We start from the raw sequence: 20042 nt of genomic DNA, 5'->3' as shown, positions 1-20042 counted from the left end.
AATAAATGGGAACTCACAATCATCATCACGATTATAATTTCAACGAGCGATTCGAGTTTGCTGGTAAAGCAAAAACATTCAGTATCATCGCAATCGTTGTTGGTATAGCTGCAGTAGCCTACGGAATGCTTATGGGCGATCATATTCTAGTAGAGCGTACTTATGCTAACTTATTATTGATGGGTTATTATTTTACATGTGTATGTGCTGCTGGAGCTTTTTTCCTAGCATTACAATATGTAACACAATCTGCTTGGTCAGCTGGTATCATCCGTATACCTCAGGCTATGGCAGGTATTTTGCCTATTGCGTCAATCATTTTATTAGTGATTGTTGCATTGGGATTAAGCACTCACAATCTATACCATCACTGGTATGCAGAAGGTCTTACAGATCCGAATAGCCCTGCTTATGATAGTATCATCGCTGGAAAGTCATGGTATTTGAATTTTTCAGGTTTTTTAAGTCGCCAGGTAATTTTTATGGGACTATATAGTATTTTTGCCATTATCTTAGCGAAATTGTCTTATAAAGAAGATTTAGAAGGTGGTTTAAATTCTTATAAAAAGAGCTTTAAATTATCAGCTATATTTTTAGTTATTTTTGGTTTCACAACTCCAATTTGGTCATTTGATACCATCATGTCATTAGAAGCACATTGGTTTTCTACGATGTTTGGCTGGTATAACTTTGCAGCAATGTGGGTTAGTGGTCTTTGTGTGATTACAATTATTTTAATTGTATTACAAAAAGCAGGTTACATGAACTGGGTAAATGAAAATCATTTACATGATCTAGGTAAATTGATCTTTGGTTTTTCTATCTTCTGGACTTATGTTTGGTTTGCACAGTTTATCTTAATCTGGTATGCTAACATGCCTGAGGAAACTGTATATTTTTACAAACGTTGGGAGCCGGAATATAAACCATGGTTCTGGTTAAACATTGTTATCAACTTTTTAGCTCCTTTATTGCTTTTAGTTGATCGTGATGCAAAACGTAAGAAAAATGCCATGTTATTCGTTGCGATTTTATTACTAGCAGGTCACTGGTTAGATTACTATATCATGATTATGCCTGGTACAGTTGAATCTCATCGTGGGTTTGGTATTGTAGAAATTGGTACAGCACTTGGATTTGTAGGTTTATTTACATTCTTAGTAATGAGTAAATTGAGTAAACAGAGCTTAGTGGCTAAAAATCATCCTTTCTTGGATGAGAGTTTACATCACCAAATATAGTTTCGCTTTTAAAGGGATATTACGTAAAATCGTTATAAAGAAATGAGCTTTAAATTAAATAATAGATTCAAATCCATCTCAGGTTTGGTCCTTGCAATCGGGTTGTTATTCACAGTCCCATCGTTTGCAAGCCAAGATTCTGTAGTGGTAGATACGACTAAAGCTACGGAAGCTGTTGCAGCTAATGCAACAGCTGCTGGAGCAAATGTTGTCGATTCGGCTACAACTGCAAAAGCAGAAGTTGCTGCGTCAGCAGGTACGGCTACAACAAAAGTTGACGCCAAAGCTGCAGAGGTAGAGAAGAAGATAGACCCTCAAGTCTATAAAAACTTCATTTATTATGTTTTATTATTCTTAGTTATCTGTACAGTTGTTGCTGTTATTGGTAAAGTTATCTCAATATATGAGTTAACAAATAAGATGAATAGAAAGCATAATCCTTTAGCATCAAATAGTTTCCAGGCATGGTTATTATTCATCTTCCTATTTGTTTTCTTAGGAGGTGTTTATTATTCATTCTCTCACTATGGTGGTATGTCTTGGAGAGACGCTGTAACAGAGCATGGTGCGAAGATCGATACGATGTTTATCATCACAACAGTTATTACAACTTTTGTATTGATCATTACACACATTTTATTATTGACGTTTACGTTCATTTATAGAATGAAGAAAAATGGTAAAGCTTACTATTTACCACATAACAATACGATTGAAAAGATTTGGACGATCGTTCCAGCTGTTGTTTTGACAGTATTGGTATTATTTGGTTTCTTTACTTGGAGATCAATTACAAATGTGCCAGAAGATTTACAAAAATCTGCTCTTCAGATTGAAGTGTTAGGTGAGCAATTTGCTTGGCATGTGCGTTACCCAGGTTTAGATGGTCAGATTGGAAAACGTAATTATAAATTAACAACTCCGACTAATCCTTACGGTATCGATTTCAATGATAAAACTTCATGGGATGATATTCAAGGTGCTGATATCGTGATTCCGGTTAATAAGTCTGTTCGTTTCCACATCATTTCGAAAGATATTATTCACTCATTCTACATTCCTGATTTCCGTGTTCAGATCAATGCTGTACCGGGTATGACGAATTACTTCCAATTCACTCCTACTGTGACGACTGAAGAAATGCGTGAGCGTATGAATGATCCTAAATACGATTTTGTTATGTTATGTAACAAGATATGTGGTCAAGGTCACTATAATATGCAGAAAAAAGTAATAGTTGTTAGTGAAGCGGAATATAAAACATGGTTAGCGACGCAAAATAAATATTTTACTGAGGATTTACAGAAAGAGTTTGCCGCTAAAGAAGTAAAAACACCACAGTTAAAAGATAGCGTAAACCTTACTGCTTCATTAAATTAATTAGAATAATTGAATTTTAAAAACGAATATGTCAAGTACAGTTATTTCGCATAGCGCTGAGCATCACGATTCGCACGGACATCATCAAGAGTCATTCATCTCGAAGTATATCTTCAGTGGTGACCACAAGATGATTGCTAAGCAATTTTTGATCACGGGTATTTTCATGGCGGTATTTGCTATGATCTTATCCATCTTATTCCGTATCCAACTTGCGTGGCCGGATAAGGAATTTCCGATTCTGGAAGTATTCTTAGGTAAATGGGCTGAAGGTGGTCGTATTGCCCCTGATTTTTTCCTTTCTCTGGTAACCATTCACGGTACCATTATGGTATTCTTCGTTTTAACAGCGGGTCTATCGGGTACTTTTAGTAATTTACTGATCCCTTATCAAATCGGTGCACGCGATATGGCGTCTCCTTTGATGAATATGTTGTCCTACTGGATGTTCTTTGTAGCTTCGGTTATCATGATTGCTTCTTTCTTTGTTGAAAGTGGACCTGCATCAGCTGGTTGGACAATTTATCCACCGCTATCTGCAGTACCTACAGCAATTGCAGGGTCTGCTACAGGTATGACTTTATGGTTGGTAAGTATGGTTCTTTTCGTAGCATCACAGTTGATCGGTGGTATTAACTACGTAAGTACAATCTTGAACATGCGTACTAAAGGTATGGATCTTTGGAAAATGCCTTTAACAATCTGGGCTTTCTTCTTAACTGCCATCGTAGGTATGTTATCTTTCCCAGTATTAGTATCAGCAGTTGTTTTATTGATTTTTGACCGTTCATTCGGTACTTCTTTCTATTTATCAGATTTAGTTGTTCAAGGTCAGATTTTACCTAATGAAGGTGGATCTCCAATTTTGTTCCAACACTTATTCTGGTTCTTAGGTCACCCGGAAGTTTATATCGTTGTTATGCCTGCATTGGGTCTTACTTCGGAGGTTATCTCAACAAACTCTCGTAAACCGATCTTTGGTTACCATGCCATGGTTTACTCGTTAATTGGTATTACAGTTTTATCATTTATCGTTTGGGGTCACCATATGTTTGTGACAGGTATGAATCCTTTCTTAGGAGGTGTATTTATGATCACAACATTGATTATTGCAGTTCCTTCTGCGGTAAAAGCATTTAACTATATGGCGACATTATGGAGAGGTAACATCCGTTTCACTCCAGCTATGATGTTTGCTATTGGTTTAGTATCTTTCTTTATCTCAGGTGGTCTTACAGGATTATTCTTAGGTAATGCAGCATTAGATATCAACCTGCACGATACTTACTTCGTTGTAGCCCACTTCCACTTGGTAATGGGATCTGCTTCGATCTTCGGTATGTTATGTGGTGTTTACCATTGGTTCCCTAAAATGTTTGGTCGTATGATGAACACTAAATTGGGTTACTTACACTTCTGGATGACATTTATCGGTGCTTACTTGGTATTCTTCCCGATGCACTTTATGGGTATTGATGGCGTTCCACGTCGTTACTATGCATTTACTGAGTTTGCCTTCATGGAGAAATGGGTTTCTGTTAACATGTTAATTACTTGGGCAGCTATCGTTGCAGGTTTAGGTCAAGTAGCTTTCTTGTTCAATTTCTTCTACTCCATTTTCTTTGGAGAAAGAGCTCCTCAGAACCCTTGGAAGTCCAATACATTAGAGTGGACTACTCCAGTAGAACATATCCACGGTAACTGGCCAGGAGAGATCCCAACAGTACACCGTTGGCCATATGACTACAGTAAGCCAGGACATGATGAAGATTTTATTCCTCAGACTGTACCTTTCTCAGAAACAATGAGCTCTAATTTCCTTCATGATTTCGAAGGTAATGAAGAAGCTGAGCGTATCCAGACAGAATGGGATGCTCAAAATAAAAAATAAGTAAAATGAATATTTAGAGTAAGTTGTGCGAAATGACTTACTCTAAATATTATTGATAACCAAAAAGGTAAAAGATATGTTTCCAGCAGCTGAAAAGCGTTTTATTCGATCCAATTTCATTACAATAGTTGTTTTGTTTTTAGTGATTGTAGCTGGAGGTGTTGTACGTAGTACGGGGTCTGGAATGGGATGTCCCGATTGGCCTAAATGCTTTAATCGGATTATTCCCCCTACGGATGTATCACAGTTGCCGGTTGGTTATGAAGAACATTATATAACAGGTAGAGCTAAGAAAAATGAGCGATTTGCCAAGATGATTGAATTCTTTGGCTATCGTGATTTGGCAACTAAAATTCGTCATGACAAAAGTATTCTTGCACATGAAGAGTTTAATGTAGCAAAAACATGGACAGAATATGCCAATCGTTTAGTTGGTGTTGTAGCTGGTTTTTGTTTACTGTTTACAGCCATCTATTCTTTTACCTATATTAAATCTAAACGATCAATTTTTATTTGGTCGGTGGTTAATGTTTTTGTTGTTGTCGTTCAAGCTTGGTTGGGTTCGATAGTTGTTTCAACTAATTTAACTCCTTGGGTGATTACAGTACACATGCTTCTTGCATTGGTTATTGTAGCAATCTCCATCTATACCTACTTTAAAGCAACAACATTACGGGATAAGTCCATCCTGATTAACCGAGATTCCAGTGGATTAAAAGTACTTGCTATCGTCTCTTTAGTGTTGATGTTAGTGCAGGTTGTCTTCGGAACAGAAGTACGGGAAATTGTTGATATGTTGACAGCTTCCGGTATGCCTAGAGAAGATTTTATACAAAATATTGGCCAACATTTTGAAATACATCGTTGGCTAGCATATAGTTCTTTGATTTTAGTAATTGTATTGTTCTTTTTAGTGCGTACAAAGTTTAGTAGTAGTACAGTTCAAGCAAGATTTGGTACGCTACTCTTTATTTTAGTAGGTATTCAGATGTTATCGGGTATTATCCTGGCAAGATTTGCTGTTCCTGCATTCGCACAGACAACTCATTTGGTCATTGGCAGTCTTTTATTTGGATGTCAATATTATTTGATGTTGTTGTTAGGAAAATCGCAACGTTAATTGAATGAATGAAATGGATGTATAAGGTAATTTAGTTTTTACTTTGTACAAACAATTAAAAAGAGGACATTTGTCGCTATGAAAGAATTTATTTCTGATTTCAAGAAATTAGTTAAGTTAAGACTGACATTAACGGTTGTTTTTTCGGCATCCATCTCTTTTTTGATCGGAGCAAAGCAACTTGGAGGGGATATTTTGTGGATCAATTGGTTGCTATTGACATTAGGAGGCTTCCTAGTGACAGGTGCAGCGAATGGTTTCAATGAGATTATCGAAAAAGATCTAGACAAGTTAATGACCCGTACTGCTGACCGTCCGCTTCCTTCAGGAAGAATGACAACTGGTCAGGCCTTGATTCTAAGTTTATTTATGGGAATCTTGGGAACTTTGGTTTTGGTACGTTTGAATTTTGTTGCGGGATTATTATCGGTGTTTTCCATATTGTTATATGCATTTGTGTATACGCCATTAAAAAGAAAATCACCGATTGCTGTATTTGTAGGTGCCTTTCCTGGTGCATTGCCACCATTGATTGGTTATTTTGCTGCATTTAGTCAAGATGACTTAGCGATCTACAGTCAAACGAATGAAAGTGCAATCATTATGATTCCATTTATTTTGTTTGGAATTCAGTTTTTGTGGCAATTCCCACATTTCTGGTCTCTAGCATGGGTGATTGATGACGATTATAAACAGGCGGGTTTTAGGTTATTGCCAACAACCAAGCGTGATAAGATTTCTGCTTTTATGGTCTTTCTTTCGGCATTGATCATGATACCAGCAGCATTTCTTCCCATGTATTATGGTTTCGGAGGCTGGATCTTTACAGCTGTTTCTGCGATAGGGGGTGTGTTCTTTGCTTATTATGGCTTTCAGCTTTTTAAGAATCAGGATATTGCTTCGGCTAGAAAAGTGATGTTTACTTCATTTTTTTATCTTCCTATTACGCAATTAGTGTTATTATTTGACTTTATACCTTTGAAATAATGTTAAATCAAGGAGTACAACAAACTGACGAGAAGTTAGTATCGCGTAAGGCTCAAAAATTCACCCTATGGTTGGGGATGCTGGGTATGTTTATGATGTTCGCAGCATTGTCCAGCGGTTTTATAGTCTATACGGCAAGTGGTGTTGATAAAGGACTTAAAACATTATTACCAGATACTTTTATCTATAGTACGATGGCAATTGTTTTAAGTAGTGTTACCATGCATTTTGCTTATAAGGCAGCGCAGGTAGGTAATTTGGCTAGACAGAAAGCGTTGCTTTTTGCTACCTTAATTTTGGGAATTATATTTTTTGCGCTACAGGTTTATTCGTGGGAAATATTAACAGAAAGAGGCGTTTATTTTGTGAATAACAATGCGTCACAGTCTTTTGTTTATGTTTTTACAGGAATGCACTTAGCACATATTATTGCGGGAGTGATCGTGTTGATTACCGCTTTAGTGGGAGTATTTAAACCACTTCCTCCAGACGGCAATCAATTCCGCATGAATCTAGCCACTATTTTTTGGCATTTTCTCGATCTTTTGTGGATTTATATATATGTTTTCTTACTTTTGAATCAATAATAGTAAACAATGAGTACAACTGTATCACAATTGGATAAGGTAAAAACCGGTCCATGGAATGGTGGAAAATCACCTTGGAATTTGGAATACGGAAAAATCATGATGTGGTTTTTCTTAGTTGGGGATGCCTTTACATTTTCTGCGTTTTTGGTTTATTACGGAACGCAACGATTTGCACATAGTACATGGCCAGATGCGGATAAGATTTTCCAATCTATACCAGGTATTGCAGAACACGGACAACCTTTAGTGTTCGTTGGTATTATGACTTTTATTTTGATTATGTCTTCTGTGACTATGGTTTTAGCTGTAGAAGCAGGGCATCGTAACTCAAAAAATGAAGTCGTAAAATGGATGTTATGGACAATACTTGGTGGTATTGCTTTCGTAGGCTGTCAAGCGATTGAGTGGACTCACTTACACCATGCTGGTTTCTGGTTTGGTCAAAACCCGGCTACAGGTTTAGAGGGTGATGCTATTAAAGATGCTTTGCAACCGTATTTTACACATGATATCTCCTATACTTCAGCGTTGCAGTTTGCCAATCTGTTCTTTACGATCACAGGTTTTCACGGTTTTCACGTTACTGTAGGTATTATCTTAAATATTATCGTCCTGTGCATGACTTTGAATAACACATTCGAGAATCGCGGTTCGTATTTAATGATTGAAAAAGTAGGTTTATACTGGCACTTTGTGGATTTAGTTTGGGTGTTTGTATTTACATTCTTCTATTTAGTATAATTATAAGTTTTTAATTTTAGAAAAGCTATGTCACAACATCACGATAATATTGCTCATGAGGAGCACGGACACGGAGAAGGAATGGACAAAAAGGGTATCTGGAGAATTTTCTTCGTCCTTTTAGCATTAACTGCTGTCGAATTCTTAATCGCATTGGGGTTTGTTCATCATTGGCAAATCTTAGCAAAAGGTGCTTTAGTTAATACCATCTATATTGTATTAACATTAGTAAAAGCTTACTATATTGTAGCTTACTTTATGCACTTGAAATTTGAGAAATCCAGTTTCATCGTTACTGTAAGTATTGTATTTATCTTCATTATTTATTTTATCATTTTAATGCTAACTGAAGGTAACTTCTTATTGAATGATTTGCATCCTCACCAGTTGTGGGAAAATAAATAAAATAAATGGGTAAAAATACTGGTAAAAATAAAGGTATTCAAACTATCATGATCCTGGCAATAATATTATTATTGCCAGGATTTTTGTATGTAGTGCTGAATAGAACTGGAATGGCGAATTCGTATTCTACTTTGCCAATATTCGGTCAGAAAGAAGTTCCAGGTACTACCCATCGTAAATGGGGCAGAGATATCATGGATACAATCTATCATGAGGTTCCAAATATGTCTTTTATCAACTACGATGGCAAACCCGTTGAGCTGTTTGGGAAGGATAGCGCTATTACTGTTGTACATCTTTTTTATTCAAGAGATAAGTCGTTTTCGACAACAATGATTAATAGCCTAAATAAGATATCTGGTGAGTTTAGACATAATAAGATGATTAAGTTCTATTCTGTTTCTGTCGACACGACTTATGACACACCCGATGTATTAAAAAATTACATTAAGAATATTGATCCCTCAGATAAAAGATGGTACTTTGTAAGTAAACCAAATTCGGATATCTTTAAATTTGCAAAAGATGGTTTACTGCAGGATGCTTTAGCCACAGCAGATGTCAATAATCCTTTTGTTGTAGGATCATCTTACGTTTTGATTGATACGAAACGTAGGATCAGAGGATTTTATGATATCACGATGAAAAAGGAAGCGGAACGCTTAAGTGATGAGATTAAATTGTTGGTTGTGGAGGAAATAAGAAATCATCCTCCAAAGATTGAAACTAAATAAAATGGGACAAACAGCAGAAGAGAAGAAGTATAATAAGTGGATTGTCGTTTTATCGGTTGTTATACCACTTGTAGTAGCAGCTTTGTTTGGCGTTAATTTACGCAAATTAGGGTATGATGTAGAGCCTTTGGGATTTTTGCCCCCTATATATGCAACGATCAATGGTATCACTGCGGTATTATTGTTCTGGGCGGTTTTAGCGATTAAAAAAGGTAATCGTAAATTACATGAAAGATTAATTAAACTTTGTGTATGTTGTTCTGTTGCGTTTCTAGGGATGTATGTTGCTTATCATATGACCGCTAACTCTACACCATACGGTGGAGAGGGCATATTACGCCCGATATACTATTTTATATTAATAACACATATAGTATTATCTGTTATTATTATCCCTTTTGTACTGATTACTTATGTAAGAGGTATTGCCGGGTCGTATGAAAGACATAAAAAGATAGCACGTATTACTTACCCGATGTGGTTATATGTAGCGGTAACGGGTGTTATTGTATATTTGATGATTTCACCATATTATGTTCACTAATTAATTCAAAAGTTATGACAAGTGCGTGGGTATATCAATCAAATCGTTTCTTTACTGATGATGAAGCGTTATTGATTCAAAACAGGTTGGCAGATTTTGCCGCAGGCTGGAAAGTGCATGGAGAACCTTTATCTGCTCAGGCGGAGATTAGGTATAACTTGTTTATTGTGCTATCCGTGGATGAGCAGATTGCTGCAGCATCTGGTTGTTCAATTGACAGTTCCGTTCGCTTTTTGAAGACACTAGAAGCAGATTTTGATATTCAGCTTTTTGATCGTATGAACGTTGCTTTCAAAAAGGAAGGTCAGTTGCATGCTGCATCCAGATCTGAATTTGAAAATTTAGTAAAAGATGGTCAAATTGACGACACAACTGTTGTCTTTGATAATACGATCACCTCTTTAGCGTCTTTAACTGATAAATGGCAGATTCCTTTTGGAGAAAGTTGGCATAAACGAGTTTTCGGCTAGATAATAAAAGAAGCGATGATTGATTAATCATCGCTTCTTTTATTATAACCTGATCATATTTTTGCTATTCTGGTATTTGGTAATGATCCATGTAACGAACAATACTATTTGCTCTACGATTGACATATGCTGAAGGATTTCGGGCATCCCACTGTCTTGGATTGGGCAGGATTGCAATGATCAGTGCGGCTTGTTTCTTTGATAAGGTAGATCCTGATTTTTTAAAGTAATACTGGGATGCAGCTTCTGCTCCATAAACACCTTGCCCCATTTCAATAACATTGAGATAGACTTCCAGAATTCTTCTTTTACTCCAGAATGTTTCGATTAAAACAGTAAAGTAAGTTTCTAAACCTTTTCTAAGCCAAGAACGCTTTGGCCACAGGAATACATTTTTTGCTACCTGCTGACTGATTGTACTTCCCCCACGTAATTTTTTTCCATCTTTATTTTTCTCTATAGCTTTTTGAATAGCATCAGTGTCAAAACCCCAGTGCGTCATGAAATGAGCATCTTCACCTGCTATCGCAGCACGTTTTAGGTTGTCCGAGAGCTCATCGTAATTTAACCAATCTTTTTCCAGTTTAAATCCTTTATCAGCTGCCTGTAACTCAAACCCACGTTGGATCATGAGCCAGGTAATAGGTGGATTGATCAGTTTAAGTGCGAGTACCCAAAATAGAGTTATTGCAAAGAAACCTCCAACAATACGTATTGACCAAGTTTTAACTTTTTTTTGCCAACCTGTTTGAACCTTTTTTTTCTTTACTTGATTCGTTCTTTTAATTGCCATATCTTTTGAAAAACAATGCAAAGGAACGAAATATTTTGCCCAATTGTTATGTTCAGTATTGTTTATGATATGCTTTTTTTTAGATGTTCTTTTTTACAAGCCTGAGATCGAGGTAATGGATATTCTTCGGTATGTATGTATATTGAAAAATGATTTAAGGCGAAAAGAGAATTAAGTTTTTCATATTCTACGAGATCGTTTGTCTAATCAGGTAGATTATGTTATTTTTACGGCTTATTATCAATAAACGAAATCCAATTGGCAAAGGCAGAAAAAAAGGTAACTCCATTAATGCAGCAGTACAATGCGATCAAGGTGAAATATCCAGGTGCATTATTGTTGTTCCGTGTAGGTGATTTTTATGAAACATTTGGTGAAGATGCCATTAAGGCCGCCAGTATTTTAGGGATCGTACAAACTAAGAGAGGAAATGGAACCGAATCGGAAACTGCTCTGGCAGGTTTTCCGCATCATTCTCTGGAGACTTATTTGCCAAAACTTGTCCGTGCAGGTCAGCGTGTAGCTATCTGTGACCAATTGGAAGATCCTAAGCAAACCAAAACCATCGTTAAACGTGGAGTAACAGAATTGGTGACTCCTGGCGTTTCTTATAATGATAATATTGTCCAACAGAAGTCCAATAATTATTTAGCCTCAATTTATATTGAGAAAACGCAGATCGGAATTTCTTTCTTAGATATTTCTACTGGTGAGTTTTTAGTCGCACAAGGTACGCAGTCTTATATTGACAAACTTTTGCAGGGATTTAAACCAACTGAAGTCATCATGTCGCGTAAGCAATCCAAAGAATTTTTGGAGCTATTCGGGAGTCAGTATTATACCTATATGCTAGACGAATGGCCTTATACTGGAGATTACGCAACAGAGCACTTATTGAAACATTTTGAAGTTAATTCAATGAAGGGTTTTGGTATCGACCGGATGCCTATTGGGATGGTTGCTGCCGGTGTTGCCTTACATTATCTGAATGAAACAGAACACCGCAATCTGCAGCATATTTCTAATATTTCGCGTATTGAAGAAGATCGTTACATGTGGTTAGATCGTTTTACAGTTCGTAATCTCGAACTGATCGGATCTGCAAATGAAAATGCGACGACTTTATCGGATGTTTTGGACCAAACTGCTTCTCCCATGGGGGCGCGTTTATTAAAACGTTGGATTGTAATGCCATTGAAAGATCGTAAATCAATTCAAGAGCGTCTCGATGTGGTTGCTTACTTTTCTGAGCATAAAGATTTACGCGATGCCTTGATTCAAGAGATTAAGTATGTAGGCGATCTTGAGCGGCTTATTTCTAAAATTGGTCTTCAGAAAGCTTCACCCCGCGAAATTGTACAGTTGAAACGTGCCTTATATGCTGTTGAAAAATTAAAGGAGCTAACGAATCAGGAAAATTCTGAAGCCCTTCGAGCCATTGCTGATCAGCTGGATGTCTGTCGTATCATTCGTGATAAGATTGAAAAAGAAGTTTTCGCAGAACCTCCTGTTGCCTTGAATAAAGGAAATGTAATTGCTGATGGTGTGGACGATGAATTGGACCGTTTACGTAAGATCGCTTTCGGAGGAAAAGATTATTTAATCGAAATCCAAAAGAGAGAAGCAGAGGCAACTGGTATCCCTTCCCTTAAAATTGCTTTTAATAATGTTTTTGGCTATTACTTAGAAGTTACCAATACACACCGTGATAAGGTACCTACAGAATGGATTAGAAAGCAGACTTTGGTGAATGCCGAACGCTACATCACCGAGGAGCTAAAAGAATATGAAGATCAGATTTTAGGTGCTGAGGAAAAAATTCAGGTCATTGAGAATCGTCTTTATGCCGAATTGTTAATTGCTATTGCGGCTTTCATTAAACCGATTCAATTGAATGCCCAGTTACTGGCGAAATTAGATGTGCTTTTGAACTTTGCTGTTATCGCAGAAAAGAATTATTATGTTCAGCCCGACATATCAGAAAGTAAAGTATTAGATATTAAAGGTGGTCGTCACCCTGTGATTGAAAAGAAAATGGCCATTGGTGAAGATTATATCACGAATGATGTTTACTTAGATAATACGACGCAACAGATTATCATCATTACTGGTCCTAATATGGCCGGTAAATCGGCGCTCTTGCGCCAAACGGCATTAATCGTACTCATGGCTCAGATCGGTTCTTTTGTTCCTGTAAAGGAAGCAAAGATAGGTCTTGTGGATAAAATCTTTACCCGGGTAGGAGCATCTGATAATTTATCGTCCGGTGAATCAACATTTATGGTTGAAATGAATGAAACGGCCAGTATCATGAATAACCTCTCTGACAGGAGTTTAATTTTATTGGATGAAATTGGTCGAGGAACAAGCACTTATGATGGTATCTCTATCGCTTGGGCTATCGCTGAATTTCTTCACAACCATCCTGCAGCTAAGGCCAAAACATTGTTTGCTACTCATTATCATGAATTGAATGAATTGACCAATTCCATGCCCCGCATCAAGAATTATAATGTGACGGTTAAGGAGATGAACAATAAGGTTATATTCTTACGTAAGTTAGTTCCAGGAGGCTCAGAACATAGCTTTGGTATCCACGTAGCTAAATTAGCAGGTATGCCACCAAAATTACTATCCCGTGCAAATGAAATCTTAAAAAGATTAGAGCAGGAGCGGACTGGTGGCGAACAGATTAAGGATAGTATGCGCAAAATCCAAAAGCAAGCCTATCAATTACAGATGTTTTCGATTGATGATCCCGTCCTTGAGAAAATCCGTGATATGCTGAATAATTTGGATGTGAATACGTTGACCCCTGTGGAAGCGCTTATGAAATTGGATGAGATCCAGCGGTTATTGAAAAATTAGAATCTGAAAAATAATTCAATACTTCCGTAGTGGTTGTAGATGTTGCTGAGAAGATTATGATCCCACTGGTATGGGGTATAATGATATCCAGCTTCTATTCCTATATAATTTTTTCCTTTAATCTGACGCATTCCTGCCATACTAAGTCCCAAGTGCATAGTATTCACAGTATGTAATTTTGTGGAATTTCCGCCGGATATATAATCGCCATAGCCATCGTAATAACCATCTGTATAGATATCTTCAGATATTCCTGTGTCGACCATATCTATTCCGATATTAAGTTTAGGAATGACAATATACTTGGTGTTATCATAGATTTTGTAACCGACAGCTCCGCCAAAAAATAAACCGAAATTGGAATTCACAGATTCGCTCTGATCGTAATAATTGTAGTCAAAATTTTTATCGTTGCTATTGATACGGACCTTAAATCCCCCTTCAAATATAAATGACTTTTGGAGCGAACTCATAATAGTAAAACCAAGAGAAAGATTAGGTCCAAATGTGGTGTTTTTTCCACCTAAAGGACCATATACACCTATATATGGAAGAAAACCTATCTTAGACTTATTGTAATAATCTGCTAAAGCTAATGTCTCCTCAAGTTCCTCTTTTACTGCATGCTCTTGTTTTTCAGGTACCGTTTGTTTTACAGATGATGCCTGGTTACGCAATAACTCTTCGTTCGAAAAAAGATTTAAGATGTCAATTTCTGCATCGGAAAGCGTATAGGATTGAGACTGCAATAAAGCTTTTGCACGTGTTTTAATGAGCTGGTCGATCGGATGTCTTAGTGGAACATAATTATATTGTTGTTTATTAGATTCATACTGATAGGCAAAATCCTCTCTTGCAGCATCAGCAAAGCGGTTCAATAATTGTTCATCAAAACCATTGTCTAAATAACGCTCGATGGCATTGCCACTACTTTGTTTAGCGATGATCAAATGTACTATTTTGATTCGCTGAACAAGTTCTATAGTCCCACAGCTTTGTTCTATCTGAGCTAAGATCGATGCTAATTTATCGTACTGGTTTGCATTTAATATCTTAGTCAAGGGGTCAAGCGAGCTGTTGATCGTTAGTTCGCATTTATCTTGTGCAAAGGATGAAGGAATGATCGTGAATAGGGTGATAATACTGAAGAGAATAACAGAAATATATCGGTTCATACGTATTTGTTTTTATTGACCTAAAGTAATAAAAATTTATTCAAATATTGTAAAGATCAAATAGTGCAACGGTTTTAAAAGAATTATCTTTGTGACAATGGCTTCTATATTTCAGTTTAAAGAGTTTGCCGTTGATCAATCTGATTGTGCGATGAAAATTAATACCGATGCTGTGTTATTAGCTTCACTCGTTCATGTTGAATCCTCGGAACGTATATTAGATATTGGTACAGGTACAGGTGTGATTGCGCTTATGTTAGCACAGCGCTGTGCGGATAGCGAGGTGATCGCTGTGGAAATTGACCCTGCAGCCGCGAAGCGTGCAGCAATAAATTTTAGAAACTCCAATTTTGGAGACCGAATGGTGATGCACGCTTGTTCATTTCAAGATTTTACTGATACAGGCTCTTTTGATTTTATTATTTCTAATCCGCCATTTTATACCGATTCGTTGCATAATCCCGATGCGAGGAAGAAGTTGGCCAGACATACCGATCTTCAGTTTTTTAACGAGCTGTTGACCTTCGCAGCAGACAAACTACAGGTAGATGGGCAATTGGCTTTGATCGTTCCAAAACTGTTGGCCGATGAACTGAAGGATATTGCGGAAACTTTGGATTTATGTTTAAAAGAGGAGATTCAGATCCGATCTTTCAAAGGTGATGCCGTAATCCGCAAGATAATTGTTTTTCAGAAAGCTTATCGTGGAGTTTCAACAGTTTCTGATTTTATAATTTATGAAGCGAAAGGTGTTTATTCAGAAATGTATAAGACTGCTTTACGACCTTATTTTTTAGCTTTTTAGTATGACAAGAATTGGATTGATATCAGATACACATGCTTATCTGGACGAGTCGGTGTTTAAGCACTTTGAAAACTGTGATGAAATCTGGCATATTGGTGACTTTGGGAATGCCGAAGTTGCAGACCAACTGGAAGGTTTTAAACCTTTACGTGGAGTGTATGGCAATATCGATGATCAAGGACTACGTCATCGTTTTCCCGAAGATCTGAGGTTCACCTGTGAAGGCGTAGATGTTTGGTTGACACATATCGGCGGATATCCCGGTAAGTATGTACCACGGATAAAAAAGGAGATAACTACTCATCCTCCCCAGCTTTTTATTACGGGGCACTCGCATATCTTGAAGGTGATGTATGATCAGAAGTTAAAATGCCTGCATCTAAATCCAGGGGCTGCGGGAAAACAGGGCTGGCACAAAGTGAGAACACTTATGCGCTTTGAAATTAATGGCAGTAAAATTGAAAATTTAGAAATTATTGAACTTGCAGGAAGGTAGCAACTCATTATAAGCTGTCGCGTACTTCCAATAAAAAGCTCTTTAATTTTTCTAAAGAATCGACGACGCGCTGATTTTCTTTAGCTTCAGATTTATTAGTGCGCAGATATTCACGTGCACCTTGAAGGGTATAACCTTTATCTTTAACCAGATTGAAGATGATTTTTAAATTAGCAATATCATCTTGGGTAAATAGACGATTTCCTTTTTTATTCTTTTTTGGTTGAATAATATCAAATTCACGCTCGTAGAAACGAATTTGGGAGGCGTTGACATCAAACATGGTTGTCACTTCACCCATCGTGTAATACAATTTATTAATTTCGCGCTCTTTGTAAGGCATACTAATCTGTTAATTTTTATATAACAAACTTAGATAAATTTGTTGAATATCGTTGCACCTAATATAAAACAAATTTATCGTTCTTTCCTCTACCATCAAGAATTATTTTATAGAGGAAATATACAATGTAAGATAGATAATAAAAATTATCTATCTTGATTCGTAGTAATTTATAGTATTGGATTTAATTTGAAAAGATATGATTTTGGTTAGTCGGTTTTGGACAAAAGTATTTTCATGGGGAAAGGCTGATGCCATTACTATTTATCCTTTTATTTTTCTAAAGAAGCGTATATTTAAAGATAACCGTCAATTGATCAATCATGAGCAGATACATATGAGGCAGGCGGTGGAATTACTCATCATATTCTTTTATATCAGTTATCTTATTGAATTTTTATTTCGTTATCTGCAGTACAGAAATTTCCATCAGGCTTATCTGAATATATCTTACGAGCGGGAGGCTTATGCGAATGAGGCTGATTTTGATTATTTATCCAAGCGGAGATTTTGGGCTTTTCTAAAGTATCTAAAAAAATAAGAGCTCCAATAGTAGGAGCTCTTGTTTTTTTCGGTGTTCCACCGAAGATATTTTAAAGACCGATTATTATTTAATCAATCTCAAGTATGTTGATACTTTTTCTTTTAATTGTCTTCTGTCTACGATAAAATCCAGGAAGCCGTGCTCTAAAATAAATTCTGAAGTCTGGAATCCTTTAGGAAGATCTTTTTTGATTGTTTCTTTGATAACACGTGGACCTGCGAAACCGATTAAAGCTCCAGGTTCAGCAATATTGATATCTCCTAACATGGCGTAAGAAGCGGTAACACCTCCTGTCGTCGGATCTGTAAGCAAACACACATAAGGCAGTTTTGCTTTAGCCAATAGGGCTAATTTTGCCGCTGTTTTTGCCATTTGCATCAATGAGAATGCAGCCTCCATCATACGGGCTCCACCTGATTTGGAAATCAACATAAAAGGAATGTTATGTTCGATACAGTAATCGATGGAACGTGCAATTTTCTCACCTACTACAGAACCCATAGAACCTCCGATGAAGTTAAAGTCCATACAAGCGATAACCAGTTCCTGCCCATCGATTTTACCATGGCCAGAACGAATAGCATCAACCAGACCTGTTTTAGCCTGACTTTCTTTTAAGCGTTCTGTATAAGGTTTTGAATCGAAGAAATTGATCGGGTCACCTGAGCTTAATGTCGGGAATAATTCAGTAAACTCGTTATTATCAAAAATGATTGAAAAATAAGCTGCAGAACCAATTCTAAGGTGGTATCCACAGTATTGACAAACGTAATTGTTTTCGATTTGTTCAAGGTTCAACAACGGTTTTTTACATGATGGACATTTGTTCCACAATCCGTCTGGCGCCTCTTTTTTATTTTCTGTTGCCGTGTTAATTCCGGCTTTATCTCTTTTAAACCAACTCATACGATAGTTCTAATTCAGTTACAAATAAACAAAATTATTTTGTTTAGTAGAAGTATTCCTTAAAATTGCTGTGTATTTACGATTTGTGAAAGGAAGCTGACCCGAAATTTTGGGCATAAAAAATGGGTAAGCTCCTTTTATCGCACCGCTCAACCAAATACCCTTGCTTTGTTCCCAACCTGGGGGAGTCAATGGGAGCTGGTCGTAAAAGACTTACCCGTCACAAAAGTAGAAAAAAAATCCTTCTAAAGAAAGATATTTTGCTATTAGTGCTTACTTCGCTGATAGTCAATAAGAATAATTTTAAGTCTTGTCTTTTCCATACTCGCCACAGAGCGAATAATACCCAAAAAGACCTAGACCAAGTGAGATAATTGGTGTTAAAATGAACATAATAATGATTCCGAATACTAAATCTTCTTGATGTCCGATCATTATTTTAGGAATTGCGAGCTCAAAAAGACAAAAGTATGCAGTAAATAGCGCCAGCGCAATCCAAAGAATCCCTAATATTTTTTTTAGTTTATCCATTGTTGAGGTGATTAGGTTTATTTTTAATATACAACGATCCGATTATGAAACATACAGCCGCAATAATGATCGGATACCAGAGTCCTGCCAAATAAAATTCAGGATCCTGAGCAATTTGCGCATTTGTCGTCAGGTAAGTCGAAATTGCAGGCAATAAGCCTCCGAAAATGCCATTACCGACATGGTAAGGTAAGGACATGGACGTGTAACGAATTTTAACCGGAAACATTTCCACCAGAAATGCCGCGATTGGTCCATACACCATGGTGATGTATATGATCTGAATAAATATCAATGCCGTTAAACCTATGCGGTTACTACCATGCACAGTTACCGTTTTTTTAATGAGCGTATCTTGTTCGGTCGATTGATCATGGCTTATTTCTTGAGAACGTGTTCCATCAGTATACTGGATGATCGTTTGAAGCTTGTTATCGGCCAATTTTAATGTATTGGTCGAGCTCACTTCTTTTGTGCTGGTATCCGCTAGTTGATACATCGCTTTGTATATAGGTCTATAGGTACAAAGTGCCAGTAGCATACCCAAAAGCATAATCCATTTACGGCCGACTTTGTCACTTAACCAGCCAAAAAGAATAAAAAATGGTGTTCCGATCAGCAATGCCGTTCCTAAGATCATATCAGCTTCGTCCGAATTGAGGTGCATCACAGTTTTCATGTAACTCATGGAATAGAATTGTCCCGTATACCATACGACTCCTTGTCCCATAGCTGCGCCAAATAAAGCAAGCAACACAAATTTTAAGTTATACCGGTTTCCAAAGCTTTCTTTTAAAGGATTTTTGCTTGTTTTACCCTCTTCTTTCGCTTTGGCAAACTCGGGCGATTCACTCATGTTTTTACGGATGAGGTAAGACACATACACCATCAATATGGATAGAATAAATGGAACACGCCATCCCCAGGCGTCAAATTGTTCTTCGGTCAAGATGTATTTTGTTACGAGTATAACAACCAAAGAGATAAATAAACCGAAAGTTGCTGTCGTCTGTATCCAGGATGTCCAATAGCCACGTTGACCTTCAGGGGCATGTTCTGCCACATAAGTTGCCGCTCCACCATATTCACCACCAAGTGCCAGCCCTTGCAATAAACGTAAGATCAGTACCAGTAAGGGGGCAAGAAAGCCAATGCTCTCATAGCTGGGTATACAACCGATCAAGAAAGTGGCACCTCCCATGAGCAACAGTGTAACCATAAATGTGTATTTTCTTCCGATAAGGTCTCCTAATCTACCGAAAAAAAGTGCACCGAAGGGTCTGACAACAAAACCAGCAGCAAACGTGGCTAAGGTAGAAAGGAAAGCCGCAGTCGGATTGTCCGCAGGGAAAAATTTGGTTGAAATGACGATGGATAAACTTCCGAAGATAAAAAAGTCATACCATTCAATCAGTGTTCCCATGGAGGACGCACCGATTACTTTCCAAATAGTTTTGGTATTTGTATTTTCTTTCATT

21 protein-coding genes and 1 other RNA gene are annotated in these 20042 nt (G+C 37.1%); 15 read left to right on the top strand and 7 right to left on the bottom strand.

The window, feature by feature from the left end:
* Positions 1 to 5 precede the first annotated feature (5 nt).
* The 11 genes from M2265_RS13380 to M2265_RS13330 all read left to right on the top strand — a co-directional run bounded on the left by M2265_RS13380 (position 6) and on the right by M2265_RS13330 (position 10103).
* Positions 6 to 1241, top strand: coding sequence for a hypothetical protein (locus tag M2265_RS13380; RefSeq protein WP_021189358.1), 1236 nt, complete (start codon positions 6 to 8; stop codon positions 1239 to 1241).
* 42 nt (positions 1242 to 1283) lie between these two features.
* A complete protein-coding gene (locus M2265_RS13375; protein ID WP_132772417.1) occupies positions 1284 to 2621 on the top strand; it encodes a cytochrome c oxidase subunit II in 1338 nt (445 codons plus the stop codon).
* A gap of 28 nt (positions 2622 to 2649) precedes the next feature.
* Positions 2650 to 4512: a cbb3-type cytochrome c oxidase subunit I gene (locus M2265_RS13370; RefSeq protein WP_206368676.1), complete on the top strand. Its 1863-nt coding sequence runs from the start codon at positions 2650 to 2652 to the stop codon at positions 4510 to 4512.
* Positions 4513 to 4588: 76 nt separating this feature from the next.
* Positions 4589 to 5632, top strand: coding sequence for a COX15/CtaA family protein (locus M2265_RS13365; protein ID WP_132772415.1), 1044 nt, complete (start codon positions 4589 to 4591; stop codon positions 5630 to 5632).
* Positions 5633 to 5710: 78 nt separating this feature from the next.
* Entirely contained in the window at positions 5711 to 6619 is a 909-nt protein-coding gene (cyoE, locus tag M2265_RS13360; RefSeq protein WP_021189361.1) for a heme o synthase, read from the top strand.
* Positions 6619 to 7206, top strand: a complete 588-nt coding sequence (locus M2265_RS13355; protein WP_021189362.1) for a heme-copper oxidase subunit III — start codon at positions 6619 to 6621, stop codon at positions 7204 to 7206. Before cyoE ends, M2265_RS13355 begins: the two co-directional genes overlap by 1 nt.
* Before the next feature lie 9 nt (positions 7207 to 7215).
* Complete coding sequence (locus M2265_RS13350) at positions 7216 to 7950, top strand: cytochrome c oxidase subunit 3 (RefSeq protein WP_021189363.1); 735 nt, start codon at positions 7216 to 7218, stop codon at positions 7948 to 7950.
* A gap of 27 nt (positions 7951 to 7977) precedes the next feature.
* Positions 7978 to 8355, top strand: a complete 378-nt coding sequence (locus tag M2265_RS13345) for a cytochrome C oxidase subunit IV family protein (protein ID WP_021189364.1) — start codon at positions 7978 to 7980, stop codon at positions 8353 to 8355.
* A gap of 5 nt (positions 8356 to 8360) precedes the next feature.
* Positions 8361 to 9089, top strand: coding sequence for an SCO family protein (locus M2265_RS13340; protein ID WP_132772413.1), 729 nt, complete (start codon positions 8361 to 8363; stop codon positions 9087 to 9089).
* Position 9090: 1 nt separating this feature from the next.
* Positions 9091 to 9633 (top strand): DUF420 domain-containing protein, encoded by a 543-nt coding sequence (locus M2265_RS13335; protein ID WP_132772411.1) that lies wholly within the window; start codon positions 9091 to 9093, stop codon positions 9631 to 9633.
* 14 nt (positions 9634 to 9647) lie between these two features.
* Entirely contained in the window at positions 9648 to 10103 is a 456-nt protein-coding gene (locus M2265_RS13330; RefSeq protein ID WP_132772409.1) for an ABC transporter ATPase, read from the top strand.
* Between the two features lie 64 nt (positions 10104 to 10167).
* On the opposite strand, the gene mtgA is transcribed toward M2265_RS13330, so the two are convergent.
* Complete coding sequence (mtgA, locus tag M2265_RS13325) at positions 10168 to 10896, bottom strand: monofunctional biosynthetic peptidoglycan transglycosylase (protein WP_132772407.1); 729 nt, start codon at positions 10894 to 10896, stop codon at positions 10168 to 10170.
* A gap of 258 nt (positions 10897 to 11154) precedes the next feature.
* On the opposite strand from mtgA, the gene mutS reads away from it, so the two are divergent.
* A complete protein-coding gene (mutS, locus tag M2265_RS13320) occupies positions 11155 to 13764 on the top strand; it encodes a DNA mismatch repair protein MutS (protein ID WP_132772405.1) in 2610 nt (869 codons plus the stop codon).
* On the opposite strand, the gene M2265_RS13315 is transcribed toward mutS, so the two are convergent.
* Positions 13761 to 14939, bottom strand: coding sequence for a hypothetical protein (locus M2265_RS13315; protein WP_132772403.1), 1179 nt, complete (start codon positions 14937 to 14939; stop codon positions 13761 to 13763). The genes mutS and M2265_RS13315 overlap by 4 nt on opposite strands.
* Positions 14940 to 15036: 97 nt before the next feature.
* Here M2265_RS13315 and M2265_RS13310 point away from each other — a divergent pair, with 97 nt between their 5' ends.
* Together M2265_RS13310 and M2265_RS13305 are read left to right on the top strand one after the other, a co-directional pair.
* Positions 15037 to 15744: a tRNA1(Val) (adenine(37)-N6)-methyltransferase gene (locus M2265_RS13310; protein ID WP_132772401.1), complete on the top strand. Its 708-nt coding sequence runs from the start codon at positions 15037 to 15039 to the stop codon at positions 15742 to 15744.
* Between the two features lies 1 nt (position 15745).
* A complete protein-coding gene (locus tag M2265_RS13305) occupies positions 15746 to 16240 on the top strand; it encodes a metallophosphoesterase family protein (protein ID WP_132772399.1) in 495 nt (164 codons plus the stop codon).
* Between the two features lie 7 nt (positions 16241 to 16247).
* On the opposite strand, the gene M2265_RS13300 is transcribed toward M2265_RS13305, so the two are convergent.
* Positions 16248 to 16583 (bottom strand): MerR family transcriptional regulator, encoded by a 336-nt coding sequence (locus tag M2265_RS13300; RefSeq protein ID WP_021188513.1) that lies wholly within the window; start codon positions 16581 to 16583, stop codon positions 16248 to 16250.
* 199 nt (positions 16584 to 16782) lie between these two features.
* Here M2265_RS13300 and M2265_RS13295 point away from each other — a divergent pair, with 199 nt between their 5' ends.
* Positions 16783 to 17124 (top strand): hypothetical protein, encoded by a 342-nt coding sequence (locus tag M2265_RS13295; protein WP_132772397.1) that lies wholly within the window; start codon positions 16783 to 16785, stop codon positions 17122 to 17124.
* Between the two features lie 66 nt (positions 17125 to 17190).
* Here the strand turns inward: M2265_RS13295 and accD are convergent, their stop codons facing one another.
* The 4 genes from accD to M2265_RS13275 all read right to left on the bottom strand — a co-directional run bounded on the left by accD (position 17191) and on the right by M2265_RS13275 (position 20041).
* Entirely contained in the window at positions 17191 to 18033 is an 843-nt protein-coding gene (gene accD / locus M2265_RS13290) for an acetyl-CoA carboxylase, carboxyltransferase subunit beta (RefSeq protein ID WP_021188511.1), read from the bottom strand.
* A gap of 121 nt (positions 18034 to 18154) precedes the next feature.
* Positions 18155 to 18252, bottom strand: an RNA gene (gene ffs / locus M2265_RS13285) — signal recognition particle sRNA small type.
* A gap of 84 nt (positions 18253 to 18336) precedes the next feature.
* Positions 18337 to 18564 carry a DUF6814 family protein gene (locus M2265_RS13280; RefSeq protein ID WP_021188509.1) on the bottom strand — a complete coding sequence of 76 codons (228 nt, stop codon included), beginning with the start codon at positions 18562 to 18564 and terminating at the stop codon, positions 18337 to 18339.
* Complete coding sequence (locus M2265_RS13275) at positions 18557 to 20041, bottom strand: MFS transporter (RefSeq protein ID WP_132772395.1); 1485 nt, start codon at positions 20039 to 20041, stop codon at positions 18557 to 18559. Before M2265_RS13275 ends, M2265_RS13280 begins: the two co-directional genes overlap by 8 nt.
* Position 20042: the final 1 nt, after the last annotated feature.

The organism is Sphingobacterium kitahiroshimense, assembly GCF_025961315.1.
Classification (GTDB): Bacteria; Bacteroidota; Bacteroidia; order Sphingobacteriales; family Sphingobacteriaceae; genus Sphingobacterium; species Sphingobacterium anhuiense.
The sequence above is the reverse complement of the archived record's forward strand: the minus strand, read 5'-3'. Positions and strand labels throughout refer to the sequence as shown.